A 23,186-nucleotide genomic window follows, 5' to 3' on the forward strand; every position below is an offset into this window, starting at 1 on the left:
TATGACAGTATTAGTAGCATGCGCTAATGGCGCGGGATCTAGTTTATTAATGAAGATGAATGTTTTAAAGGTATTTAAGAAATTAGATATCCCAGTACAAAATATCCATCATTGTTCACTCTCCGAAGGCAAGAGTTCTGCAACTAAGTATGATGTAGTTTTCTGTCCACTTAACTTCTTAAGTATGTTCAAAGACGCAATCGATAGAGGCACACTTGTTATTGGACTAAGAAATGTTATGGGTGAAAAAGAAGCAACTGAAAAAATTATCGCTGCAGGTCTTGTTGAAAAATATAAAAAGTAATAAAAGATAATAACCATGGGCATTCATTTGCCCATGGTTAAACTTTTTATACGGAGATTGGTTTTTTAAGTATGTAAAAAAGAGGCAGAGTATGCATAAAACAAAAGAGTTAGTAAGTATTAATAATATAAAGATGGCTGTATTTGATCTTGATGGCACACTTTTAAATTCTAAAGGTGATTTATCTGAAGAGAATATACAAACACTTATAAAAGCGAAACATAAAGGCTTAAAAATTGTGATTGCATCAGGTAGAATCTATCCGATGCTTCAATCATATATTAAGCGAATTGGTGTTGTTGATTATGTCATTTCAGCAAACGGGGCATCTATTGATAAAATAGATGAACACATGCGAATTCATGAAATATATATTGATCAAAGTGAAGCCGAAAAGGTTGTTGATTTTTGTAAGTTAAATGATATTGAGTGTTTAATTTTAAAAAGAGAAGTAAGTTATTATCCTGATCGTAGTGAACGTTTAGAAAAATTTCTAAATTATAATAATATTTCACAAGCATTAGGTTATGAAGCTATGGAATTAGCACACTATAATGAAAAATTTGATGAATATCATCATATTGAAAAACTTTTAATTAATGAAAAAAATGATGTAAACATGCAAAAACTTATGCAGTTTATTGAATCAAATACGATTTTAAAATATACAAAATCCGGAAAGCTCTTGCTTGATATATCAAGTCAAGGTGTTAGTAAAGAAGAAGCATTGAAAAAAGTCTGTGAGTTTTGTGATATATCATTAGATGAAGTGATTGCTTTTGGTGATTATGATAATGATATTGGCATGATGGAAGCGGCTGGTTTTAGTGTTGCTCCAAAAAACGCATCAGATAAAGCTTTAGAAGCCGCAGATTATATCACAATGTCAAATGATGATGATGGCATAGCATACGTGTTAAATAAATTAATAGAGATGGGGAAAATCTAATGAAAATAAAAAAAATAGTTTTAGATGAAATGTATCGTGCATATTCAACTGGTTCAACAACAATTGATAATAAATTGTATTTAATTGTAGCTAGTGAAGCAATTGATGGAAGTTGTTATGCATATAGTGGAAAAGACTTTAGCGAGAAAAAAGTTGTTTGGGAAAAAGCTGGAGGCACAATGTCTATTGTCGAAATCCCAAATAGAAATGGTGAATTTTTAGCAGTTCAAGAATTTTTTCCTGGATTTAACGGGAAAACTTCTAAAGTTGTTCATGTGAAAATGGTTAATGATGAGTTTGTAGTAAATGATTTTATTGATCTACCTTATCTTCATCGCTTTGATTTGATTGAAGTTAATGGAGTTATCCATTTTATAGGTGCTACCCTTTGTACATCAAAGACTGATCGTGAAGACTGGTCTGATCCAGGTAAAATCTATGTAGGCATTCTACCTAAAGATTTATCTAAAGGTATGCAATTAAAAGTAATCTATGAAAATTTAACACATAATCATGGATATTATCAATCAACTTATAAAGATCAAAAATGTGGATATGTAACATCTGATGAAGGTGTCTTTGCGTGTGTTGCACCTAAAGATGAAAAAGGGGAATGGGAAATTTCTCATTTAATAGATCGAAAAGTAAGTGATGTTGCATTAGTTGATATTAATAACGATGGTAAATTAGAAATATTATCTATTGAACCATTCCATGGTAAAGATATTTATATTTATAATGAAGTTGATGGAAAATATGAAGAAACATTTCATTTAGATAGAGAATTAGAATTTGCGCATGCAATTGCAGGCACAACAATTCTAGGTCAAAGTGCATTTGTATGTGGTATAAGAAGATTAAATAAAGAATTGTTTTATTTGACTTATAATAAAGAAAAAAATGATTATGACTTAACAATGATTGACGAAGGGTGTGGACCTGCTAATATAGTGATTGTAAACCAAGAAAATCAAGACATTATCTTGGCTTCAAATAATACGATTCATCAGGCTGCAGTTTATATCATCACTAAAGATTAAGGAGTAAATTTATGATAAAAGATACTAAAATTAAAGTTTTAGAAGCTAATTTGTATTTACCTAAACATGATTTAGTTAAATTCACTTGGGGTAATGTATCAGAACGTGACTTAGATACTGGTTATGTTGTGATTAAGCCTTCTGGTGTTTCATATGACAATATGAAAGCAGATGATATGGTTGTTTTAGATTTAAACGGAAAAATCATTGAAGGTAGTTTAAATCCATCTAGTGATACTAAAACACATTTAGAGGTATATAAAGCATTTCCTGAAGTCAATGGCATCTGTCATGTACATTCAACACATGCAACAGCTTACGCACAAGCAGGAAAGCCTATTAGAGCACTTGGAACAACACATGCTGACTATTTTTATGGTGATGTGAGTTGTTTAAGAGTTTTGACTAAAGAAGAAATTGATGAAGATTATGAAAGACATACAGGTCTTGTTATCGTTGATCATTTTAAGGGATCTAAAATTTTAGAAAATCCTGCGATTCTATTAGAAGGTCATGGTGTTTTTACTTTTGGTAAAGATGCGAAAGATTCTGTGTTTCACGCATCTGTATTAGAAGAAGTCGCAAAAATGAATGTTTTAACTGAAACGATTAATCCTGAAGTTAAACAAATGCCAAGTTATTTAAAAGATAAACATTATTTACGTAAACATGGTAAAGATGCTTATTATGGTCAAGGTAAAAAGAAATGAAAGCATATCGATTAGGTCTTTATGAAAAATCAATGCCAAACACACTTTCTTTTAAAGAAAAACTAGAAGTTACTAAACATAGTGGATTTGATTTTATTGAACTTTCAATTGATGAAAGTGATGAAAAATTAAAACGTCTAGATTATGATATGAAAACAATTAAAGAGATGAAAAGAGATATGGATGAAACAGGCGTTTACATTCAATCGATTTGCTTAAGTGGACATCGAAGATTTCCACTCGGATCGCTGGATCAAAGTGCATCAGATAAATCATTAGAAGTGATGCGAAAAGCAATCATCTTAGCTCATAAATTAGGTGTTAGATATATTCAAATAGCAGGATATGATACTTTTTATGATATTTCAAGTGATGAAACTAAACTAAAATTTTTAGCTAATTTAAAAATATCAGTCCAATATGCAGCAATATATGGCGTGATTCTAGCTTTTGAAACAATGGAAACCAGTTTTATGAATACTACAGAAAAAGCGATGCACTACGTAGAGTTAATCAATAGTCCATATTTAAAAGTATATCCAGACATCGGAAATATTACCAATGCGTTTGATGCAAATCACGAATTGGTTCAAAAAGATTTGCGATTAGGTCGTGGGTCTATAGTTGCGGCACATTTAAAAGAAACAAGACCGGGATTGTTTAGAAATTTAATGTTTGGTCAAGGGCATACAAATTACCAAGCATGTCTAACTGAGTTAATTGATCAAGGTGTTAGATTATTTGTTGGAGAGTTTTGGTATTTAGATAATAATGATTGGAAAGAAAATATAGAAAGAGCTTATCAATTTTTATCAAAAAATATAGAAAGTGTGATTAAAAATGAAAACACTTGATAAAGGACAAAATGTCTCATTAGGTATTGGTATAGGTAAAGCATATATTTACAAACGCTATGAATCAAAAGTAGATGAAGCTTATATTGAAGCAGAAGATGCTAAAAAAACGTTTGAAAGATATCTAGAAGTTAAAGCCAATGCAATGGAAGAAATTAAAAAAATATATGATTTTTTAGAGGCACAAAAAGATGAAAAAGCTAAAATCTTTAGAGCTCATCTTGATATAGTTGATGATGTAGCAATTGATGATGAAATATCTTCTAACATTAAAGATATGCATTATGATTGTGGATATGCAATCGATACGGTTTATGATATGTTTATCGAGATGCTATCACAAGTAGAAGATGAATTGATTAGAGAAAGAGTTGCAGATTTAAAAGATGTTAAATTAAGATTACTTAGAATCTTAGATGGCGTAAAAGAATCAAATTTAGCGCTTCTTGAAGAAGATAGCATAGTCATCGCAAATGATTTATATCCTTCAGATACCGCAACTATTGATAGATTCCATGTAAAAGGGATTGTTACTGAAGTTGGTGGTAAGACATCACATACAGCTATTATTGCGAAAAGCTATGAAATACCAGCTATCTTAGGTGTTAGCCAAGCAATGCAAATCATCAAGCATGATGATATGATCATCTTAGATGCTACAACTAATCAAATCATTATTAATCCAGATGAAAAATTGTTAAATACTTATAAAGTTAAACAAAAAGAAGCTTTAGAAGCTAAAGAAAAGATTAAAGCATATCTTGATAAAGATTCAATAACAAAAGATGGTGTTAAAGTAGAATTAGGCTTAAATATTGGTTCAGCAAGCGAAGAAGAGTTATCTTTTGAACCTTATGTTGATGGTGTTGGTCTATTTAGAACTGAATTTTTGTATATGGAATCAGATACAATGCCTAGTGAAGAAAAACAATTTCGTGTATACAAAAAGACATTAACTAAATTTGGTAAAAAACCTGTTATTTTAAGAACACTTGATATAGGTGGAGATAAGACTTTAAAATATATGGAGCTTCCTAAGGAAGATAATCCATTTTTAGGCAAACGTGCCATTAGATTGTGTTTTGATCACATGGAAATGTTTAAAACACAATTAAGAGCTGCATTAAGAGCTTCTGTATATGGAAATTTATGGGTTATGTTTCCAATGGTTGGAAGTGTCGATGATATCTTACGATTAAGAGAAATTTTTAATGAAGTTAAAAAAGAATTAGATGAAAAAAATATTGCATATAAAGATGATGTTAAATTTGGAGTTATGATTGAAATACCAGCACTTATTATCATTTCTGATATTGTTAGCCAAATCGTAGATTTCGCTAGCATAGGCACAAATGATTTAACACAATATTTAACTGCAGTTGACAGAATGAATCCAGATATTGCATCATATTATCAAAACTATGCACCAAGTATATTTAGAACAATGAAAATGGCTGCTGATTACTTTAACAAAGCTAATAAACCATTATCTGTATGTGGTGAACTTGGTGGAGATTTAATTGGTGCACCATTATTAATAGGTATGGGTATTAAAAAATTAAGTATGAATCAAGCATCGATTGCTCCAATCAAGCAAATGATTGGTCAATATACACTAGAAGAACTTAAAACAATGGCAGATAAAGCATTAAACATGCATCAAGAAAAAGATATAAAAAAATATGTTCTAGAAGAACATAAAAAAAAGGGAGTTAATCATGTATAAAAAACAAATTCAAATTACGAATCCATCAGGATTACACGCAAGACCAGGTTCAGACTTTGTTAACTTAGCTAAAAAGTTTGAATCAACGATTAAATTATTTAGACTTGATAAACCAGAAAAAATTGCAAATGCTAAATCAATCGTATTTGTTTTATCATTAGGCATTAAAAAAGATATGATCATAGAAATTCAAGCTACTGGCGCAGATGAAAAAGAAGCAGTTGAACAATTAGTTGCGTTTGTAGAAGGCGGATTAGGCGAATAAAAATATAATTAAATGAAAAAGGCGTGTACAATATTGATTTTCATCAATCGTGTACACGTCTTTTTCTTGTAGAAAAACACATCTATCCGTTTATTTTCATAATTGCTAGTCAAGTCGCGTTAACAACTAGATAAGCAATAGGAGATGTCATATTTATTAGATGAGTATCTGCTTAGAAAATCGCAAGATATTCAACTATATTAAAACCAATAAATCCCCCCCAAGTGATATCTTTTAAACTTTTAGCAAAAATGCTTATCAGTTTAAACATTAGACATCCTTTTTATTGGGTAAACTTGTAATTAAGAAAAACTATAATGCTTGGATTTTAGGATTTAGAACTAAATTTTATCTAAAATGAGTAGAAGAATAACTCATCTATTTTTTTTGTTAAGCTTTATCGCTCTCTTTTTCTTCTTCATGCTCATGATCATGACAATGTCCTTTTCCATGTCCATCTTTATGACCGTGACCGTCTCCGTGTCCATGACCATCTTTGTGTCCATGACCATGTTCATGACCTTCGCCATCTTCATGACAATGTCCATCTCCATGTCCATGACCTTCACCCTGACCATAACCCTTCATACAACCTTTTCTATCTTTATGTGCATCTTCATCACATAACTCGTAATGACCGCCACCAACTTGAATGCCTTTGCTTTCTATTAAAGCAGTTGCGATTAAAGTTCTTGCTTGATCATAGAGCGCTTGAACGGTTGTTCTTGCAACATTCATTAATTTAGAAGCTTCATCTTGATTAAGGTTTTCATAATCAATTAAGCGAATAGTTTCAAATTGCTCCATGGTGATTTGTATGGTTTCTTTATGTTTTTTAGGATGTCCATAATAAAATTCTGTTGCACAGCATACAGTTTTTAATTTTTGTGGTCTTGGCATATTTTATTTCCTTTCGCATTTTACTACCATAATTGTATCATATTATTGACATATGTCAATAACAAAGTATAAAAAAAGATGCTAGTTTTTATTTTTAACTAACATCTCATTAATATTTAATTAAAATAGGAATATACTTGCAACAACACTAATTAAATTTACCAATATATGAACCACTATTGGGGCCATAATATTCTTGTTATTCTTAAGATAAATATATCCGAATATTGCACCCATTGTGAAGTAGCTGACTCCATTGATTAATGCTGATGCTAAGGAAGCTTCAGCAGTTAAATGAATTGCTCCAAAAACAACTGCAGAAACCACTAAGGCTAATTTTTGATTATTGATTAATCCGAAAATTGATTTTCTAAATACAAGTTCTTCAACTATTGGTCCAATGATAACAGCTGACAAGACGATAAATATAACACCATCTGAGTTAAGCATTCTAACAATAGTCATCTGATTGACGGACTCACTAATAGGAGTAGCAAATGCATTACTTAAAAGTTCTGATATAAAACCAGATAAATAATTTCCTAATAAGACATATAGATAACCAGTTACAATAATAACAAGCCATTGATTTTTTACCAATTTAAAACGTTTAAAGTCATATTTCAAATCACTTATTAAGAAACGTAATAATAACACAAGCAAAATCGCATATATTAAAATTTGATATAGTGATTGATAAAATGGTGTTAGACTAGATGCAGTATAATCAATGATTTGGATATCATCGGTTAAAAAGTAGTTAGGTAGAACTTGATCATCAGTCTGATATCTTGTAATTTCTAAAGTTTCATCGGTATCCCAATAATTAAGTTGAGTATCATCATTATAATAGATAGAAAAAAACAATGTTTCATTATATCCAGTAACTACAGTGTGATCATAATTCCAAGTGACAAGAAGTCCATCAATATATGGATTAGATGCATTAAAAATAACAAGATGATTAAGCGTTCCATCAGTAGCAGTTCCTAGGATTCCTAAATAACCACTATATGATTCTTCATATAAAGTATATGTGTCAGGATCCATTAAAGTGATACCAGATACATCCATAAGTAGATTTTCTAATACGATTTCATCTTTGCTATATTCTTTAATTGCACCAGGGATATTTGAAAATGCGACTAGTAGTAGTGCATTTAACACAAACATAACTAAAAGATAAGTTAAAATAGCATACGCATAATTTTTTTTATCTCTTGGTTTTGGTGGTTCATTTCTCTCTTTTATTTCTTCTTTGAATAAATTTTCAAATTCTATGATTTCATTATTTTCGTTCATTATCCTCACCCAAAACCATTATAACGTAAAATGGCTTTATTTCATACATTTGTGATAAAAAATGTGATAATATATAAGTAAGCAAAGTGATGAGGTGTTAATGATGAAAATCTTAATAGCAAGCCATAATGAACATAAGATAAAAGAGTTCAAAGAAATTTTTAAAGATACGGATATCACATTGATATCTCTAAAAGACTTAAATGATACTTTTGAAGTCGAAGAGACTGAACATACATTTACAAAAAACGCTATATTAAAAGCTAAATATTTTGCTAAAAAATATAGAATGCCTGCGATATCTGATGATTCTGGTCTTTCAGTTGTAGCTCTTGATGGTAAACCTGGTATACATTCTAAAAGATACGCAAACGGTAATGACGTAGATAACAATATAAAACTATTAAAAGCATTAGAAGGCGTTAAAGATAGAGAAGCCTATTTTACATCTGTCGTTGCGCTTTATTATCCAGATTGCACATATAAGACTTATAAAGGTGTTGTTTATGGCACAATTGGATATGAATTTGAGGATATTAAAGCATTTGGATATGATCCTATTTTTTATCCTAAAGGATATGATCAATCATTTGCAAATTTAGGATCACATATTAAAAATGAAATATCTCATCGAGCGATTGCCTTAAAAAAAGTTAAGGAGGATCTTCATGAAATTATTAATCACAAGTGATATCCATGGGAATGAAGAAAGATTAAAAGAAGTCGTTAAAAAGCATAAAGACATAGATTATCATTTAAATGCAGGAGATATCTGCTTAGATCCGATCGTATATGAAAAATATCATATCATTTTAGTTAAAGGAAATAATGATTTTTTCTCATCTGAACCTTTATTTAGAGTTCTTGATTTAAATGGTGTTAAAATATACTTAACACATGGACATAAAGAGCATGTTAAATACGGATTAGATAAACTCTTATTAAATGCTCAGATACACGAATCAAATTTGGTTATATTTGGCCATACACATCAAAAATATTTGAAAATAGATCCACAAATAACTATACTGAATCCAGGAGCGTTAGGTGATTATCATAAAAGCTATGCTATTTATGATGAGGGTCAAATCACTTTTTATACATTATGATAGATCAAAACGAAAAACTAATCAAAGAAAAAGCTGCACATGCATTTAAGGTTAAAGAAGAAGAGGTAAATGTTAAATACCGATTATTAGGTGGTATGAGTCATTTAACTTATGTTATAGAAATAGCTAATACGCTATATACTTATAGAGTCATTGGTAAGGATGGAAATCTATTTGTAAGTAGAGAATCAGAATTCGAAAATTTAAAGAGAATAGAAGATTTGCATATCAATAACGAAACAGTTTATTTTGATGTAAAAACTGGTGAAAAAGCTGCTAAATATATAGAAGGTACAGTTTTATCTACAGTCGACTATCATCCATATTTAAATGATGTTGCTGAGACCTTAAAGAAACTACATCATTCTGATATTTCTCCAGAATCAGATTATGGATTGATTGAAAGATTAAACTTGTATGAAACATATACAGATATCCGATCAGATCTATATCTTGATTTAAAAGATAAATGGGTAAACATTTATTTAAATGAAAGATTACATATGCCAAAAGTATTTTGTCATAATGATGCACAACGATCAAATATCGTGATTGCAAAAGACCAAATCTATCTTTTAGATTGGGAGTTTGCTGGATCAAATGAATTCTATTATGATATTGCAAGTTTTGGAAATGTTAAATTTGAAGATGCATTAGAATTATTAGATGTATATTTAGAGAAAAAAGCAACCAAAAAAGAACAAGATATGGTTCGTTTTTATAGAATGTTTCAAGCCCTCCAGTGGCACCAAGTTGCTTTAAGAAAAGAAATGGTTGGTCTATCAGAAGTTCTTCATTTTGATTTTAAAGCACTATCTATTAAATACCTAAATCTAGCAGAGACACTTTATAAGGAAATAACTAAGGGATGATTGCATGCGTTTAGCTGATGTTTTAAAACTTCCAAAACAGCCCCATAGTCTTTCGATTATTAAAGATTATCTAAATCAATCTTTATCCCATCTTGACTATCAAGCTGCATACAATTACTATTTTGATATCTCTATTGAGTTATCTCTTTTTGACATAGTCTATGATGAAGCTAAAATTGTTTTAGAAGAAATTAAAACACAAAGTGAAACTATGTATTATGAAAAAATCCTTGTACATATGATTGACGCATCGATACATTTAAACAAATTAGAAGAAGCTAAAAAATATATTGAAATAAGAAAAGAAGTTCTACCTATTATTAAGCAATATTTAGGCTTTTTAGATGAAATTAAATTAAAAAAAGCATTAAATGAACCTTATTTAGATGATCTATTAAAAATACTTCAAGATATGATTCCAGATGATATAAAAATATATTGCTTAGAAGAAGTGTTTATGATTTATAAGAAAGACCATCAATATGAAATGGCTTTAAATAGCCTTTATGAGTTATATAATTACGATTTAAAGACACTTTATTTTATTGATGAGCTTTATTTGCTCATACAGCTAAATCGCTTGGATGAAGCAAAAACTAAAGCGTATAACGAACATCAATTGCATAAAGATGATGAAAAACTCATTTTAAAATTATTAGAAATTTATCTTAAGCTTGAAGACTATCATAAAGCATCAATTTTAGAAGCAGAATATGAAGAACTTATTGATGCACAAAGTGAATCTTATAGAAAAGAAGCATATGAGTTAATTGTAGAACTTTACACTAAACTAGGACATAAGCCTTCAATTGATATTTATAAAGCTAAACTAAAAAAAATAACTAGAGCAATAGATAAATTAACTAAACAAGAAGACTTAAAAAAAGACACAAAAAATCAAGATATCGTAATCATTGAAAAAAAAGAAGAAACAAGATTAAAACCTACAAATATTTTAAGATTTTTAGAAATTAGTCATGATTTAATTGAATACTCTCATACCTTAGATGAAAAATTAAGTTTACGTGAGTTTTTTAGATTGTTTTTTATACATCTAGATAAATTTATTAAACCAAAAGAATATGTAGTATATCTTGAACAAGAAGATAATAATTTTTTCTTTTATAAAAAAGAAAGACTTTATGATAAAACAATTCAAAAACAAGACACACTTGATACTTTAGTAGAACATGTCATGTATACAGGTGATGAGATCTATGAAAGTTCTAAAACTATTAAATGGACAAAAAACATCATCACACAAAAAGATTATACAGATGACATTTCATTTATTTATGCATTTCCTATATTTGATTTAGGGGTTTTTATTGTTCACCTAGATGAAGATATAAAAGATCCTCAAACCTATTATGATTTATTTAAATTGATAAGTGCAATATTATTTACTCATGTAGTTGATGAGAAAAAAATGAATCGTATCAAATATGAAAATAAGTTTTACTCAAATGTCTTAAATTCACCAATCATATGTTATAGAGAATTAACAGAAACCAGATCAACTTATAATGATCCGGCACAAATCTTGTTTGGTATTGATAAGCATCACCATTTAGAATTATTTTTAAGAGATATATCTTATGAGTTTGTTAATCCTTATAAAGATTTAATATCATATTTATTTATTCATCCAAATGAAGAGAAACATATGGTTTACACATATCAAGAACGACACATCTTAGAAAAGCTTTATAGTTTAAAAGTAGGAGATGAGGTCTTTATTATGAGTTTATTTTTTGATCAAACCGATGATGTAAAAGAAGCTAAAAAATTAGTGGATCAAGCAACCATTGATCCAGAAACAAATCTATCTAATATATACGCACTTAATAAAGAGATTGATGAAATATTAGAGCAAAAGGATAGTTTATATTTAATTGAGCTAGATATGAGTTTAAAACATATCTATGGCAATGATCAATCATTAAAATATTTTAAAGAATTTGCACAAGTCACTAAAAAATTCTTTAATGATGGATTGACTTTCCGTTTTGATTTCAATCAAATCTTTGTCGTCTTGCCTTTTAATGACATTAGAGCAACTTCTAAGATTGTTAAAGACTATTACAAGTACATTGAGTCTTATGTGTCACAAGTTCTCCCTTATGAGAAATTTAGCGCATTTATGGGTATCATTAGATATCCTGTTGTTACAGTAGAAAAAGATAAAGATAAATTATATAAGTTTTTAGATATATCTGTACAAAAAGCAAAAAGAGAAGATGACATCAAATACGCATACTTTGTATATCGTGATTATGAAAATGAATTGTTTGAACAACAAGTGATGGATCACTTGAATGTTGCGATTGAAGAAAAGAATATTGGGTTATTATTTAATCAAATGATTGATATTAAAAAGAACTTTGTTTGGCAATACGAAAGTGAGATTATTTTAACTAATCTTGCAATCGATAGTAAGTATTTACTTAAGATTGCAGAAAAGAGAAATAGATTAGTTGATTTAGAACATTTTCATATTGAACAAGTTTGTGATTTTTTAGTTGAATTAGAAAAACAAACAGAGCGATTAATAAAGATCACGATACCGATATCTAGACAAACATTTTTAGATCCTAAGTTTAATTCATTCCTTTTAGGAACTCTAAAAGAGAGACATATTCCATATGAGTTTTTAAGACTTAAATGTGATATGGACCTTCGTCCAAATCACTATGCAACACAAATACAAGAACTTATTGATCATGGTATAAGTTTAGATACAACATCGGTGAATATGGCTTTAAATTACCCTTTTCACGCCCTTCATATTGATATGAAAAGAGATAGTATCAAGTGGCAAAGCTATATCAGTCAAATGAAAATCATGCTTGAAGCTTATCATATGGCAGTTGTTGTTAGAAATGTAAAAACAAAGGATCAAAAAGAAATGCTAGAGCGTTTAGGTATTTCATATATTGAAGGTAGTTTGTATAAAGAATTACCAGCTCCTATATTAATTCGAAAAATAAAGGAAAACCTATGAGTCTTAAAAAGCTAAAAGATTATGTCAACAAATTAAATAAAGATGAAAAAAATAGTAATACTTATCGAGCGATGAGTTCTTTTGAGATGATAGAAAATGTAGATCTTATGATTAAAAGATATCTAGATGAGCCTCAAGATACAAAAGGAGCTATACTACTTGATGTGTTTGGTTTATTGCAGGGATTATTTGTTGCTATTGATGCATTATATGATTTAGCTATTGGATTGACTCAATATAAATATCATATCAATATCAACTCAAATCCAATTTTACATGAACTAAAATATATTAGAAATGATATTGTCGGACATCCTACACATAGAACCTACTTTGATGGGGGTACAGGATTTTCTATTTTAAAGACAGAACCGATGAGTAAAGATAAAATTGTATATGATACTTATATTTATTTAAAAAATAAAGTTGAAGTTAGAGAAAAAGAAGTTTATTTTAAAGAATTATTAGAAAATTATGAAAAAGAAAAAGATATCATCTTAAATGATATTTATCAATATTTAATTCATAGTGAAACAAAGACAAATATTCCAGAAAAACTATATAGTTTATATGAAACACTTAATTTAGATATATTAAATGAGGTAGAACTTTTATTTAGAGAAGAATATAAGGTCAATCAAGAATCTAAACATAGATTCTTTTGGAGAGCAAGTTTATTAAAGACTTTAATAGACTGGCACGAGACAGATGAAAAAATCAATCGTATCATTTTATATATCTCTAAAGTACAAGTATCTAAGATGTATGATATGGCACTTGATATGGAACATAGAAAAGGCGCGGATTTATATACTGCGCTACCTGAAGTCATTAGTGATTTTTATAAATTCATGCGCAAACATGAAAAAGATGCTTTAAAATTGATTTCTAATATTCACGATTTTAATCATCCATTGCATCAAAGTGATTTGATTGCTTTGATGAGTTTAAATCCGCCAAAAGAAGTATATCATTTGCTTCAGTATATAAAAGAATCAGATAGTAAAGAAAAAGTTTATTTGATTGGCTCAATACTTAAAGCATATCGACCTAAAAAGTAGAGTGTAATTGATAGATATAAATATAAAGGTTTAAGTTAGGAGCAACATCATGGTTAGATTACAAGACATTAATAAAGAAAATTACGGCAGGGTTGTAAGACTTGAACTAACAGAGAAACAAAAAGAAGTGATTGCTACCAATTTAGAATCCCTTGCACAAGCCTATGCATGCAGAGACGTATGTAGAGCTTTTGCTATATGTGATGAGGATGAAGTGGTTGGGTTTATTTTGCTTCAATTTGACAAAAAAGAAAATTTTTATGATATTTGGAGAATAATGATTGGAAAACAATTCCAAGGTAAAGGATATGGAGAACAAGCATTGCTTTTAGCAATAGACTTTCTTAAAAAACAAGGTGCAAAAGTGATTCATATGTCACATCAGACAAATAATTATGGACCATCTAAGCTTTATCAAAAAGTAGGGTTTAAATATACTGGTAAAATTGAAGATGGTGAAGTCTTGATGGAATACCATGTTAGTGATTAGAAGTTTTTTTGATATAGATATCAAAATGGCACTCTTGACTACAATTATAGGTTATCAAAGGTAAGTAGATTCCGGTGAAAATAGTTGTATTTATTTTCTATAACTTGCGGATATATCTAAATAAAGTATTATTAGATTTAGAGTGTTAAGAAAAAGTTTATTTAATTGGCTCAATACTAAAAGCATATCGACCCAAAAAGTAGAGTAAAATTTAAATATTATGTTATAATAGTTAAGGTAAGAGGTGAAATATATGGCTTGGAGTAACGAAACATATTTAATTGGTGAAAAAGTTAAAGTTGAAAATGAAAAAGGTTTTGGTGTTATTACACGTATTGATACAGAACGTGGACTAATTTATGTTCTATTTAGAAGAATGCGGGAAGAAGCTTTTCCTTATCCAGAAGCAATTGATCAACATATTTTAAAACCAGAGGTACACAAAAAATAAACACATAAGTGTTTATTTTTTTAATCTGATGAGAAGATTTAAATTATTTTGGGAAACCTTTTTCGTTATGGTATGGGAAGTTATAAAAACAATGAAAACCATTAGAGGTATGATTTCTTTATTTATCTCTTATATGATTTTTCATGGTTGGGCTTTATTGTTTTTCATTATAGGCACTTTATCTGGTAACGCATGGCTCATTGGAGTAGGCTCGTTTGTGTTACTTTTTTGGTTTGGACCAGGCACACCAGTGATTCCTTTGATTTTAATTACTGCATTATTGATCCAACGTTATATTTTTTTTGATTCAACAAATCAAGTGAAAATCAAAGATAAATGGGAAGAATTGAATAAAAGTATGAAAAAACCCGAAAAATAAATCAGTAAGTAAAGCATTATTGGAAAATTCTATAAAATGAAGTAGATAAGAAAGATATTCATGTTAAAATATATTTATATGAGCAATCTACAGGAGGATAGACATGTTATTTAAAGAATTAACAATAAAGAATATGACATTAAAAAACAGAACTGTGCTTGCACCGATGTGCATGTATATGGCTGAAGAGTTTGGATATGCTGAATATTTCCATATGGTTCATTATGTATCAAGATCTATGGGTGGAGTTGGATTAATCATTCAAGAAGCAACAGCAATAGATCAAAATGGTCGTATTTCACCAAAAGATTTAGGCATTTGGAGAGATAATCATGTTGAACAATTAAAGATGATTGTTGATGGAGTTCATAAAAACGATACTAAAATGGGCATACAAATAAATCATGCTGGAAGAAAAGGTATAGCTGACCGTCCTCTTGCACCTAGTGCAATTCAATTTAATTTTAAATATCATATTCCAAAAAAAATGACAATAAAAGATATAAAAAAAGTGATTGAAGATTTTAAACAAGCAGCAAGAAGAGCAAATGAAGCTGGATATGATTATTTAGAAATTCATGCAGCTCATGGGTATTTATTATGTGAATTTTTATCACCTAATACAAACAAGAGAAAAGATGAATATGGAGATAGAAAAAAATTAATAAAAGAAGTTGTTGTAGCAGTAAGAGAAGAATGGCCTGAAGAAAAACCTTTAGCAATTAGATTTAGTGCTTCTGAATATGTTGAAGAGGGTATTACTCCAGAATGGATAGCTGATTTAATTAATGAATTAAAACCATTGGGTCTTGATATAGCTAATATATCAAGTGGTGGTAATGTTAGTGAACAAGAAATTAAGTTATTTCCTGGATATCAATTAGATTTTGCTAAAACGATTCGTTCAAAAACTGGTATTGTTACAATTGGTGGAGGATTAATCACTAATTTAGAGATGGCAGATAAAGCAATAATTGATGGATCATGTGATTTAGTTTACTTTGGTAGATTACTTTTAAGAGAACCATTTTATATTATAAATCACGCAGAAAATTTAGGAGAAGATATGCCATATCCTAAATACTATAAAAGAGCAAAAGCATGAAAATTTTAATGCATATGTGCTGCGCAAGATGCGCTGCTTACCCAATTACTAAATTAATGGATGAGGGCAATGAAGTGTGTGGATTATATTATAATCCAAATATTCATACTGATGTCGAGTTTGAGAAGAGAGCAGATAGTGTTATTAAGTTTTCAGAAATAAAACAATTCAATGTATTTTATTATCCTGATTTGGTTGTTGAGGTTGATAGTTTAGAAGAATTGGATTTAACAAGATATGATTTAAGAATTAAAAGAACATTTGAATTAGGTAAAGATTTAGGATATGATGCAGTTTCTACAAGTTTACTTTGCAATCTAGATTTAGATCATGAGAAGATTTTAGAAATTGGACATAAATATAGCAAGATGTTTGATATACCATTTTATGATGAAGATTTTAGGGAGGGGTTTCTCGAGGGTCAAGAGATGATCGAGGAATTGGGATTATATTAAAAAACCCTGTCTTTAATCTAAGAAGGTTATAGGTCAGATAGATATGCAACAAGAAAAAAGTTTGAAACTGATTACAAATTCAATAAAACGTTCATTTTATAGTGAACTTAAAGAGTCTTTTTTAGAATGCAATCGATCGATAGGGTCGGTTTTTTTTTAATTTGAAGTACATAAAATTTTTATAAGATCATCTAGATATCCATTACTGCATCTACATAAGTGAATATTCTCATATTATAAAACGTTATAAAAGATCCAAAACTCAAGGAATCATCATAAATGCTTAATATTGAATAAAATTTGAAATAGATTAGACATTTATACATGCTATAATAAATATAGATTGTATATCTATTTAGGGGGATTTAATGTCTTTTCAAATCATAAGAAGAGATATAACAATAATAAAAGTTGATGCTATTGTAAACTCAGTAAATGATAATATAGCAATTGGAATGGTGTTAATCTTGCAATTCACAAAGCTTAAATTAGGTTCTTTTTGTTCTAGTAGACCATTCATGATATAATTGTTTTAATTAACAAGCGTTTTAAGTATATATTTTCTTTTATACAAATGTGGGGAAAAATGGTAACAATCAATATTAAAAAAACCATAAGTTTCTATTCTATTTTGAGACATTTTATGGAGAAAAGCAAGATCAATAAGAGATGTTTTGTATATTTTAAAAAAATTAAGTGAATGTATTCGAGAAAGTATTAGTTTTTAATAAATAATCATAATAATTATAAAATATTATTTTCAATATAATTTTAAGGAGGAGTCTTATGGCATTTACTTTTATCGATTTATTCTCGGGAATAGGTGGATTTCATATAGCATTAAAAAAACTTGGTGGAGAGTGTGTTTTTGCTTCTGAAATCGATCAAAATGCCGTAGAGGTGTATAAGAATAATTTCCAAATGGAAGTTCATGGGGATATCACAAAAATAGATTTGAATAAAATTCCATACGCTGATCTTCTTGCAGGTGGATTTCCGTGCCAATCTTTTTCAAAGGCAGGGTTGCAAAATGGATTTAATGACAACACAAAAGGAACCCTATTTTTCAACATCAAAGAAATACTTAGTCATTTTGTTAATAATCATAAACCAATAAAATATGTTTTGCTGGAAAATGTTAAGAATTTAACAACACATGATAAACAAGATACATGGAACACTATTATTCGAATTTTAAAAGAGTTAGGATACATCATTCATGATTACCCAATGATAATGAGTCCTACAGATCTAGAGATACCAATACCTCAATCACGCGATCGAGTCTATATATATGGAATTCATGAAAGTTATAATGTTAAATTGCCAAATATTGAGTTCACTAAAAAAAACAAAAATAATTCAAATTTGTTTGATAGTAATATATTAGAGATAGAAGTTGACCAACAATATAATTTAGATGACAACAAGGTAAAATTAATAGAAATGTGGCAAGAATTTTTAGATAATATTGAGTTCAAGCCATCCTTTCCTGTATGGGGGAATTATTTTCATTATCCGTCTAATAACCCAGAACAGGCACCAGAATGGAAATTAAGAATAATTTCAAGAAATCAAGAATTTTATCAAGAATATAAGACATATATTGATAAATGGGCACAAAAATATGATTTTTGGAACTTAAAACCAACATTTCAAAAGTTAGAATGGCAGTGCCAAGAAGATTGTACACGGCTAAATGAAACGATATTACAATTCAGGCCATCGGGTCTTAGAGCAAAAAGACCAACATTTATACCTGCTTTGGTAGCAATCTCTCAAATTCCTATTATATATTATCAAAATAATTATCGTAAATTAACACCAAGAGAATGTGCGAGACTTCAAAGTTTTCCAGATTCATTCAAAATTTCCAACATTGATACACAGGCATATAAGCAATTTGGGAATACAGTTAATGTTGGAGTGGTTGAATACATTGCAAAAAGATTACTGGAGGTATAGACATGGTACGCGACATAGAAAAAATATTAAGTATGTTTAATATAATCTATAAAAAGACAGCTGAATACTTTTATATTGACGGTCATAATTATTACATCACTTTTGCAAGCGAAGTCAACAATGAACCTGATAATTTACGGATACAAGTCGGAAATAAAGTGATGCAATCATTAATTAGATTATATTTAGGAAATGAAGAGGAAAAACCTATACTTTGGGTATTATACCCTGAACAAACTTCATGTTTAGTTGCAGAATTTTCAGAATCGCTAGAAGATGAAAACCTACTCAATGGCAACAAAAGTTTAAAATTTAAAAAGAGTGACTTTGGAGAGCCTGGTTCTGTAAATTTCAGCAGTATGCAATATAAGGCAAGATTATTTCACTTATTTAATAGGGTTGATAAAGTTGATATGGATACTACTATTAATATTCAACCAGAGTCAGATATTTATAGTTATTTCAAAAATTTTAGTTACAAAGTATGGAATGCCTTAGGTGAATTTGTTGATAATTCTACAGCAAGTTATTTTGAAAAAAATCATCAAGAAATTCTAAATGGACTAGAATCGTTTGATACATTACAAATATATATTGATTATGATAAATCTAATCACTTAATAACAATAAAAGATAATGCTTTTGGTATGGAATTGGGTGACTTTAAACGTGCTTTCAGATTGAAAGATGCTCCGATCGATAAGAGTGGCAGAAACGAGTTTGGCATGGGATTAAAAACTGCTGCTTTTTGGTTTGGGAAATGTTTAACTGTTGAATCTACTGAGTATGGTAGTTCAAATAAGTATCGACTGACTTTAGACACTGATGTTTTGGATGCTATTAAACCAAAAGAGATGAAAATTAAAAAAAGCAAAGTACCGGAATCGATACATGGAACTACAATAATTATTTCTAAAATTTACCAAGATAGAGAAATAACGGGTGGTAGAACAATTGGTAGAATAATCAAAGAATTGAGCACCATATACAGACGAGATATTTTGGGAGTCAATTCTAAAGATAAAGATCGTCCAGTAAAAATATATTTTAATGGTAAAGAACTAGAAGCAGAGACACAAAAGTATTCAACAATTTTCAAGAAAATGTTCATATATCTTAAAGAATTCAGAAATAAGAACCAAGAATATGAGTTTTTGATAAATTTAAATAGTAAACACACTTTATACAAAAAAGAAAAGTTCCATGTAGAACATAATGGAGTATTTCATCATATCAGAGTAATTATTGGCTTTTTGAATAATACTGGAGCTTCTAATGCTGGTTTAGTGTTATACAGACGAGGCAGAGTTATAGAAGGACGAGTTGGAGAATTCTTAAAACCAGATATTATTTTTGGTGCACCCAACTCATTTGAATCCCAAAGATTATTTGGTGAGGTTGATTTAGATGATATTCCAGTAACGCAATCCAAAGATAGTTTTTCATGGTCAGAGGATCTTCAAGAAAAAGTTTTTAAAGCTATTAATGAAAGAATTCTAGATTTGAAATACATAATTCAAAAATTCAATAAAAATGATAGATTACCTGAAGGATTTGAAGTGAAAAATTCTGATCCAACAGCGGTTATTAAAGAGATTAATAATGAACAGATTGCGAAGACGTCAGAGGAACTTGAAAGCATTGATAAATATCATAAAGATAATCAAATTCAAGGGATTATTGAAAAAGAACTTATTTCAAATCATAAATCTATAAATAATGAAGAAGCAGAAAAAATATTAGAGTCCAAAACTATAGAAAAAGCATCAGAAGAGATTTTTAAATTTGACGGAATTAAATACAAAGTACTATTCACTAATTCTGGTAATTTCATCTCAGTTTCTAATCCGCAAGAAGATGAGCAAAAAATTTGTGATAAAGTGGTTAGAATTAATATTGTTCACGATTTGTTTGCGAAATTTTCAAATAATCAAGACTTTAAATATATTATTACTAATATAGCGCTTGCAATTGTTACTTCAGAGGTTAATTTAGGAGAAGAGCATATTATTATTCTTAGATTCAGAAGTCTTATAAATAAATTTATTTCGAATAGAGGTTGATTTAGATGAATGAAATGTTACCCGTAATAGATTCATATTCAGTTGCTCAAGTAACCAAAGGAAAAATACTTGGTAATTTTATAAGAGATAACCTTGAAGGGAAGATCTATGAGTATCAAAAAATTGTAGATTCGGCAATGAATACTATATCTCGATTTACTCTGTCGAACGATGAAGAAACTAAATATACGAAAAGTGGTTTAGCTTTTGGGAGAGTTCAATCCGGAAAAACAACTTATTTTCTTTGTACCGCAGCTTGCGCAATAGATAATGGTTTTGATTTAGTTATATTTTTATCCGGAGTAACAACAAATTTGCTTATTCAGAATAAAAAAAGATTGCAAAAAGCGTTTAGACTTTCAAGGAGAGATTTATTTTTCTATGACACTTCGAATATCAAAGATTCGGTATTAAATACAATTGATGATATAAAAAGTGTTTTCATGACGCTTAAAAATGAAAATGTAAATGGTGGAGTAATGATTTCGGTTTTAAAAGAAGATGACCACTTACTGAAGGTTTTTGAAATAGTTAAAGAATTTACTGATAAACGAATATTGATTATCGATGATGAAGGAGATCAATTCACGCCTAATACTAAGGTAAATCAGCATAAAGAGAGCACTATATTTAAACTTGTTAAAGAAATAACCGAGATAAGTAAAAAAATTTCATTGTTGAGCGTTACAGCAACACCTCAAGCCAACGTTTTTATTAATAAATTTAATCATCTAGCACCTGAATTTGTAGAATTGGTAGAACCAGGGAAAGGTTATTGCGGCTTAGAGACTTTCCATTCTAATGATGAATATATATCATTTGTAACCGGAAACAAAAAGCAGTATGAGGAAGAATTAAGAAAAGCGTTAATCTATTATATGTTTACAGTATATGAGACCGAGTTTCATAATACTGAAAAATACAAAAACAATAAAAACTGGATGTTAATCCATAACTCACATTTGAAGTCTGTGCACATAAAGGATTACAAAGAACTAAGCACTATTTTGGAAACCGATTTAAGAGAAGTAGCTAATTATTATAAATTTGGTACATTGGATGTTATGGTCGAAAAGATTACTAATTATATTCGCAGATATTATGTAGAGTTTCAAATAGAGGAAAAGTTTGGTTTTAAATGCGAGGACTTTCTTTTGGGATTTAACGATGTACTAGCATGTTTTTATAATAGCGAAATAGATGTAAACAATATTTCAATTATTAATTCAGACGAACAACTAGAATACGAAGATTTTCAAAAAAGCAAATGTGGAATATTAATTGGGGGTAACATGTTAGGTCGTGGTATTACCATTATAGACTTAACTGTTTCATTCATCACTCGAGATAGAATTGATGGCAGAGGTAACATTGATACAATTTTACAAAGAGCAAGATGGTTTGGTTATCGTGAGAAAATCTTGAAATTAATAAAAATATTTACAACTGGGGGAATACAAAAAGAATTTAATGGAATATATCATCATGATACATCGTTGTATGATGAAATTAAGTACTGTATTGAAAACAATATTGATTTAAGAGAGAGTAAATTACCAGTAAAAATTAGTGATAAATTAGATTTAACTAGAAGAAATGTAATTTTAAAAGGGTCGCTAAAAAGAAGCAATACTTCAAATTTTATGCAACAGAGAAAATTTGCATATTTGTCTGATTATAAAATACATGATAATATAAATAACAAAATTTATAAATTTTTAAAAAAGCAAAAATTTGAAAAAACTATTAAAGATATTCCAGTTTATGATGTAGAATCTTCGGAATTTTATAGAATATTGAAAGATTATATTGATAATCCAGAGATCTATATTATTAATGAACGATTATATGAAAGTCTGATTATCCTATTTAATTCTGCAAAAAGGATTAAATTAATTCTTATGAAAAACCTCTATGATGATAGTAAGGGATATACTCTATCTAGAGATAGTGTTTTTACGGATAGATCAGTTTACTCAGGAAATGTACTTAGTGGTGCTTCACAATCTGGAGATTATTTAGGTGATTTATATCATTTTAGTGAGTTTGATCATGTTCAAATACACTTCACAAAAATAAAAGATACAAAAGGTGTTGAATTGTACGGAGGAAACAAGATACTGTTTTTAGCAATAAACAACACAAAAATAAAGCCGCAAGGATTTATTCAGAGGGTATAATA

At 29.1% G+C, this 23,186-nt stretch carries 22 protein-coding genes; 20 read left to right on the forward strand and 2 right to left on the reverse strand.

Annotated features, from left to right (window positions below; all coding sequences use genetic code 11):
• Position 1 precedes the first annotated feature (1 nt).
• The 7 genes from MPAN_RS02945 to MPAN_RS02975 all read left to right on the forward strand — a co-directional run bounded on the left by MPAN_RS02945 (position 2) and on the right by MPAN_RS02975 (position 5,848).
• Positions 2–304, forward strand: a complete 303-nt coding sequence (locus MPAN_RS02945) for a PTS sugar transporter subunit IIB (protein WP_176238526.1) — start codon at positions 2–4, stop codon at positions 302–304.
• Positions 305–395: 91 nt separating this feature from the next.
• Positions 396–1,253 (forward strand): HAD family hydrolase, encoded by an 858-nt coding sequence (locus tag MPAN_RS02950; RefSeq protein ID WP_176238527.1) that lies wholly within the window; start codon positions 396–398, stop codon positions 1,251–1,253.
• Positions 1,253–2,293 (forward strand): hypothetical protein, encoded by a 1,041-nt coding sequence (locus MPAN_RS02955; RefSeq protein ID WP_176238528.1) that lies wholly within the window; start codon positions 1,253–1,255, stop codon positions 2,291–2,293. Before MPAN_RS02950 ends, MPAN_RS02955 begins: the two co-directional genes overlap by 1 nt.
• 11 nt (positions 2,294–2,304) lie before the next feature.
• Positions 2,305–3,003: an L-ribulose-5-phosphate 4-epimerase AraD gene (araD, locus tag MPAN_RS02960; protein WP_267910372.1), complete on the forward strand. Its 699-nt coding sequence runs from the start codon at positions 2,305–2,307 to the stop codon at positions 3,001–3,003.
• Complete coding sequence (locus MPAN_RS02965; protein ID WP_176238529.1) at positions 3,000–3,857, forward strand: L-ribulose-5-phosphate 3-epimerase; 858 nt, start codon at positions 3,000–3,002, stop codon at positions 3,855–3,857. The genes araD and MPAN_RS02965 overlap by 4 nt, the downstream gene beginning before the upstream one ends.
• The gene (gene ptsP, locus MPAN_RS02970; RefSeq protein ID WP_176238530.1) at positions 3,844–5,583 is read left to right on the forward strand and encodes a phosphoenolpyruvate--protein phosphotransferase; all 1,740 of its coding nucleotides are present in this window, start codon (positions 3,844–3,846) and stop codon (positions 5,581–5,583) included. Before MPAN_RS02965 ends, ptsP begins: the two co-directional genes overlap by 14 nt.
• Entirely contained in the window at positions 5,576–5,848 is a 273-nt protein-coding gene (locus tag MPAN_RS02975) for an HPr family phosphocarrier protein (RefSeq protein WP_176238531.1), read from the forward strand. The genes ptsP and MPAN_RS02975 overlap by 8 nt, the downstream gene beginning before the upstream one ends.
• A 390-nt stretch (positions 5,849–6,238) precedes the next feature.
• Here the strand turns inward: MPAN_RS02975 and MPAN_RS02980 are convergent, their stop codons facing one another.
• Complete coding sequence (locus tag MPAN_RS02980; RefSeq protein ID WP_176238532.1) at positions 6,239–6,748, reverse strand: DUF134 domain-containing protein; 510 nt, start codon at positions 6,746–6,748, stop codon at positions 6,239–6,241.
• A gap of 120 nt (positions 6,749–6,868) precedes the next feature.
• Positions 6,869–8,050, reverse strand: coding sequence for a CPBP family intramembrane glutamic endopeptidase (locus tag MPAN_RS02985; RefSeq protein WP_176238533.1), 1,182 nt, complete (start codon positions 8,048–8,050; stop codon positions 6,869–6,871).
• Positions 8,051–8,153: 103 nt separating this feature from the next.
• Between MPAN_RS02985 and rdgB the strand changes: the two genes are divergently transcribed.
• From rdgB to MPAN_RS03050, 13 genes are all read left to right on the forward strand, one after another.
• A complete protein-coding gene (gene rdgB / locus MPAN_RS02990; RefSeq protein ID WP_231756807.1) occupies positions 8,154–8,741 on the forward strand; it encodes an RdgB/HAM1 family non-canonical purine NTP pyrophosphatase in 588 nt (195 codons plus the stop codon).
• Entirely contained in the window at positions 8,719–9,159 is a 441-nt protein-coding gene (locus MPAN_RS02995) for a metallophosphoesterase family protein (RefSeq protein WP_176238535.1), read from the forward strand. The genes rdgB and MPAN_RS02995 overlap by 23 nt, the downstream gene beginning before the upstream one ends.
• Positions 9,156–10,031, forward strand: coding sequence for a choline kinase family protein (locus MPAN_RS03000; RefSeq protein ID WP_176238536.1), 876 nt, complete (start codon positions 9,156–9,158; stop codon positions 10,029–10,031). The genes MPAN_RS02995 and MPAN_RS03000 overlap by 4 nt, the downstream gene beginning before the upstream one ends.
• Before the next feature lie 4 nt (positions 10,032–10,035).
• Complete coding sequence (locus tag MPAN_RS03005; RefSeq protein ID WP_176238537.1) at positions 10,036–13,035, forward strand: EAL domain-containing protein; 3,000 nt, start codon at positions 10,036–10,038, stop codon at positions 13,033–13,035.
• The gene (locus MPAN_RS03010) at positions 13,032–14,096 is read left to right on the forward strand and encodes a hypothetical protein (protein ID WP_176238538.1); all 1,065 of its coding nucleotides are present in this window, start codon (positions 13,032–13,034) and stop codon (positions 14,094–14,096) included. The genes MPAN_RS03005 and MPAN_RS03010 overlap by 4 nt, the downstream gene beginning before the upstream one ends.
• A gap of 49 nt (positions 14,097–14,145) precedes the next feature.
• Positions 14,146–14,586, forward strand: coding sequence for a GNAT family N-acetyltransferase (locus tag MPAN_RS03015; RefSeq protein WP_176238539.1), 441 nt, complete (start codon positions 14,146–14,148; stop codon positions 14,584–14,586).
• A 253-nt stretch (positions 14,587–14,839) separates the two neighbouring features.
• Positions 14,840–15,037, forward strand: a complete 198-nt coding sequence (locus MPAN_RS03020; RefSeq protein ID WP_176238540.1) for a hypothetical protein — start codon at positions 14,840–14,842, stop codon at positions 15,035–15,037.
• A gap of 91 nt (positions 15,038–15,128) precedes the next feature.
• The gene (locus MPAN_RS03025; protein ID WP_176238541.1) at positions 15,129–15,416 is read left to right on the forward strand and encodes a hypothetical protein; all 288 of its coding nucleotides are present in this window, start codon (positions 15,129–15,131) and stop codon (positions 15,414–15,416) included.
• Positions 15,417–15,519: 103 nt separating this feature from the next.
• Positions 15,520–16,521 carry an NADH:flavin oxidoreductase/NADH oxidase gene (locus MPAN_RS03030; RefSeq protein ID WP_176238542.1) on the forward strand — a complete coding sequence of 334 codons (1,002 nt, stop codon included), beginning with the start codon at positions 15,520–15,522 and terminating at the stop codon, positions 16,519–16,521.
• The gene (locus MPAN_RS03035; protein WP_176238543.1) at positions 16,518–16,976 is read left to right on the forward strand and encodes an epoxyqueuosine reductase QueH; all 459 of its coding nucleotides are present in this window, start codon (positions 16,518–16,520) and stop codon (positions 16,974–16,976) included. The genes MPAN_RS03030 and MPAN_RS03035 overlap by 4 nt, the downstream gene beginning before the upstream one ends.
• 786 nt (positions 16,977–17,762) lie before the next feature.
• Positions 17,763–18,941: a DNA cytosine methyltransferase gene (locus MPAN_RS03040; protein ID WP_176238544.1), complete on the forward strand. Its 1,179-nt coding sequence runs from the start codon at positions 17,763–17,765 to the stop codon at positions 18,939–18,941.
• A gap of 2 nt (positions 18,942–18,943) precedes the next feature.
• Positions 18,944–21,004, forward strand: coding sequence for an ATP-binding protein (locus tag MPAN_RS03045; protein ID WP_176238545.1), 2,061 nt, complete (start codon positions 18,944–18,946; stop codon positions 21,002–21,004).
• 5 nt (positions 21,005–21,009) lie between these two features.
• The gene (locus tag MPAN_RS03050) at positions 21,010–23,184 is read left to right on the forward strand and encodes a Z1 domain-containing protein (RefSeq protein WP_176238546.1); all 2,175 of its coding nucleotides are present in this window, start codon (positions 21,010–21,012) and stop codon (positions 23,182–23,184) included.
• Positions 23,185–23,186 lie beyond the last annotated feature (2 nt).

Origin of the sequence: Mariniplasma anaerobium, from assembly GCF_016865445.1 — a bacterium.
Classification (GTDB): Bacteria; Bacillota_I; Bacilli_A; order Acholeplasmatales; family Acholeplasmataceae; genus Mariniplasma; species Mariniplasma anaerobium.

Excerpts from the sequence above, each read along its gene's own strand:
- MPAN_RS02945 (WP_176238526.1), top strand. The coding sequence starts at position 2 with ATGACAGTATTAGTAGCATGCGCTAATGGCGCGGGATCTAGTTTATTA.
- MPAN_RS02950 (WP_176238527.1), top strand. The coding sequence starts at position 396 with ATGCATAAAACAAAAGAGTTAGTAAGTATTAATAATATAAAGATGGCT.
- MPAN_RS02955 (WP_176238528.1), top strand. The coding sequence starts at position 1,253 with ATGAAAATAAAAAAAATAGTTTTAGATGAAATGTATCGTGCATATTCA.
- araD (WP_267910372.1), top strand. The coding sequence starts at position 2,305 with ATGATAAAAGATACTAAAATTAAAGTTTTAGAAGCTAATTTGTATTTA.
- MPAN_RS02965 (WP_176238529.1), top strand. The coding sequence starts at position 3,000 with ATGAAAGCATATCGATTAGGTCTTTATGAAAAATCAATGCCAAACACA.
- ptsP (WP_176238530.1), top strand. The coding sequence starts at position 3,844 with ATGAAAACACTTGATAAAGGACAAAATGTCTCATTAGGTATTGGTATA.
- MPAN_RS02975 (WP_176238531.1), top strand. The coding sequence starts at position 5,576 with ATGTATAAAAAACAAATTCAAATTACGAATCCATCAGGATTACACGCA.
- MPAN_RS02980 (WP_176238532.1), bottom strand. The coding sequence starts at position 6,748 with ATGCCAAGACCACAAAAATTAAAAACTGTATGCTGTGCAACAGAATTT.
- MPAN_RS02985 (WP_176238533.1), bottom strand. The coding sequence starts at position 8,050 with ATGAACGAAAATAATGAAATCATAGAATTTGAAAATTTATTCAAAGAA.
- rdgB (WP_231756807.1), top strand. The coding sequence starts at position 8,154 with ATGAAAATCTTAATAGCAAGCCATAATGAACATAAGATAAAAGAGTTC.
- MPAN_RS02995 (WP_176238535.1), top strand. The coding sequence starts at position 8,719 with ATGAAATTATTAATCACAAGTGATATCCATGGGAATGAAGAAAGATTA.
- MPAN_RS03000 (WP_176238536.1), top strand. The coding sequence starts at position 9,156 with ATGATAGATCAAAACGAAAAACTAATCAAAGAAAAAGCTGCACATGCA.
- MPAN_RS03005 (WP_176238537.1), top strand. The coding sequence starts at position 10,036 with ATGCGTTTAGCTGATGTTTTAAAACTTCCAAAACAGCCCCATAGTCTT.
- MPAN_RS03010 (WP_176238538.1), top strand. The coding sequence starts at position 13,032 with ATGAGTCTTAAAAAGCTAAAAGATTATGTCAACAAATTAAATAAAGAT.
- MPAN_RS03015 (WP_176238539.1), top strand. The coding sequence starts at position 14,146 with ATGGTTAGATTACAAGACATTAATAAAGAAAATTACGGCAGGGTTGTA.
- MPAN_RS03020 (WP_176238540.1), top strand. The coding sequence starts at position 14,840 with ATGGCTTGGAGTAACGAAACATATTTAATTGGTGAAAAAGTTAAAGTT.
- MPAN_RS03025 (WP_176238541.1), top strand. The coding sequence starts at position 15,129 with ATGAAAACCATTAGAGGTATGATTTCTTTATTTATCTCTTATATGATT.
- MPAN_RS03030 (WP_176238542.1), top strand. The coding sequence starts at position 15,520 with ATGTTATTTAAAGAATTAACAATAAAGAATATGACATTAAAAAACAGA.
- MPAN_RS03035 (WP_176238543.1), top strand. The coding sequence starts at position 16,518 with ATGAAAATTTTAATGCATATGTGCTGCGCAAGATGCGCTGCTTACCCA.
- MPAN_RS03040 (WP_176238544.1), top strand. The coding sequence starts at position 17,763 with ATGGCATTTACTTTTATCGATTTATTCTCGGGAATAGGTGGATTTCAT.
- MPAN_RS03045 (WP_176238545.1), top strand. The coding sequence starts at position 18,944 with ATGGTACGCGACATAGAAAAAATATTAAGTATGTTTAATATAATCTAT.
- MPAN_RS03050 (WP_176238546.1), top strand. The coding sequence starts at position 21,010 with ATGAATGAAATGTTACCCGTAATAGATTCATATTCAGTTGCTCAAGTA.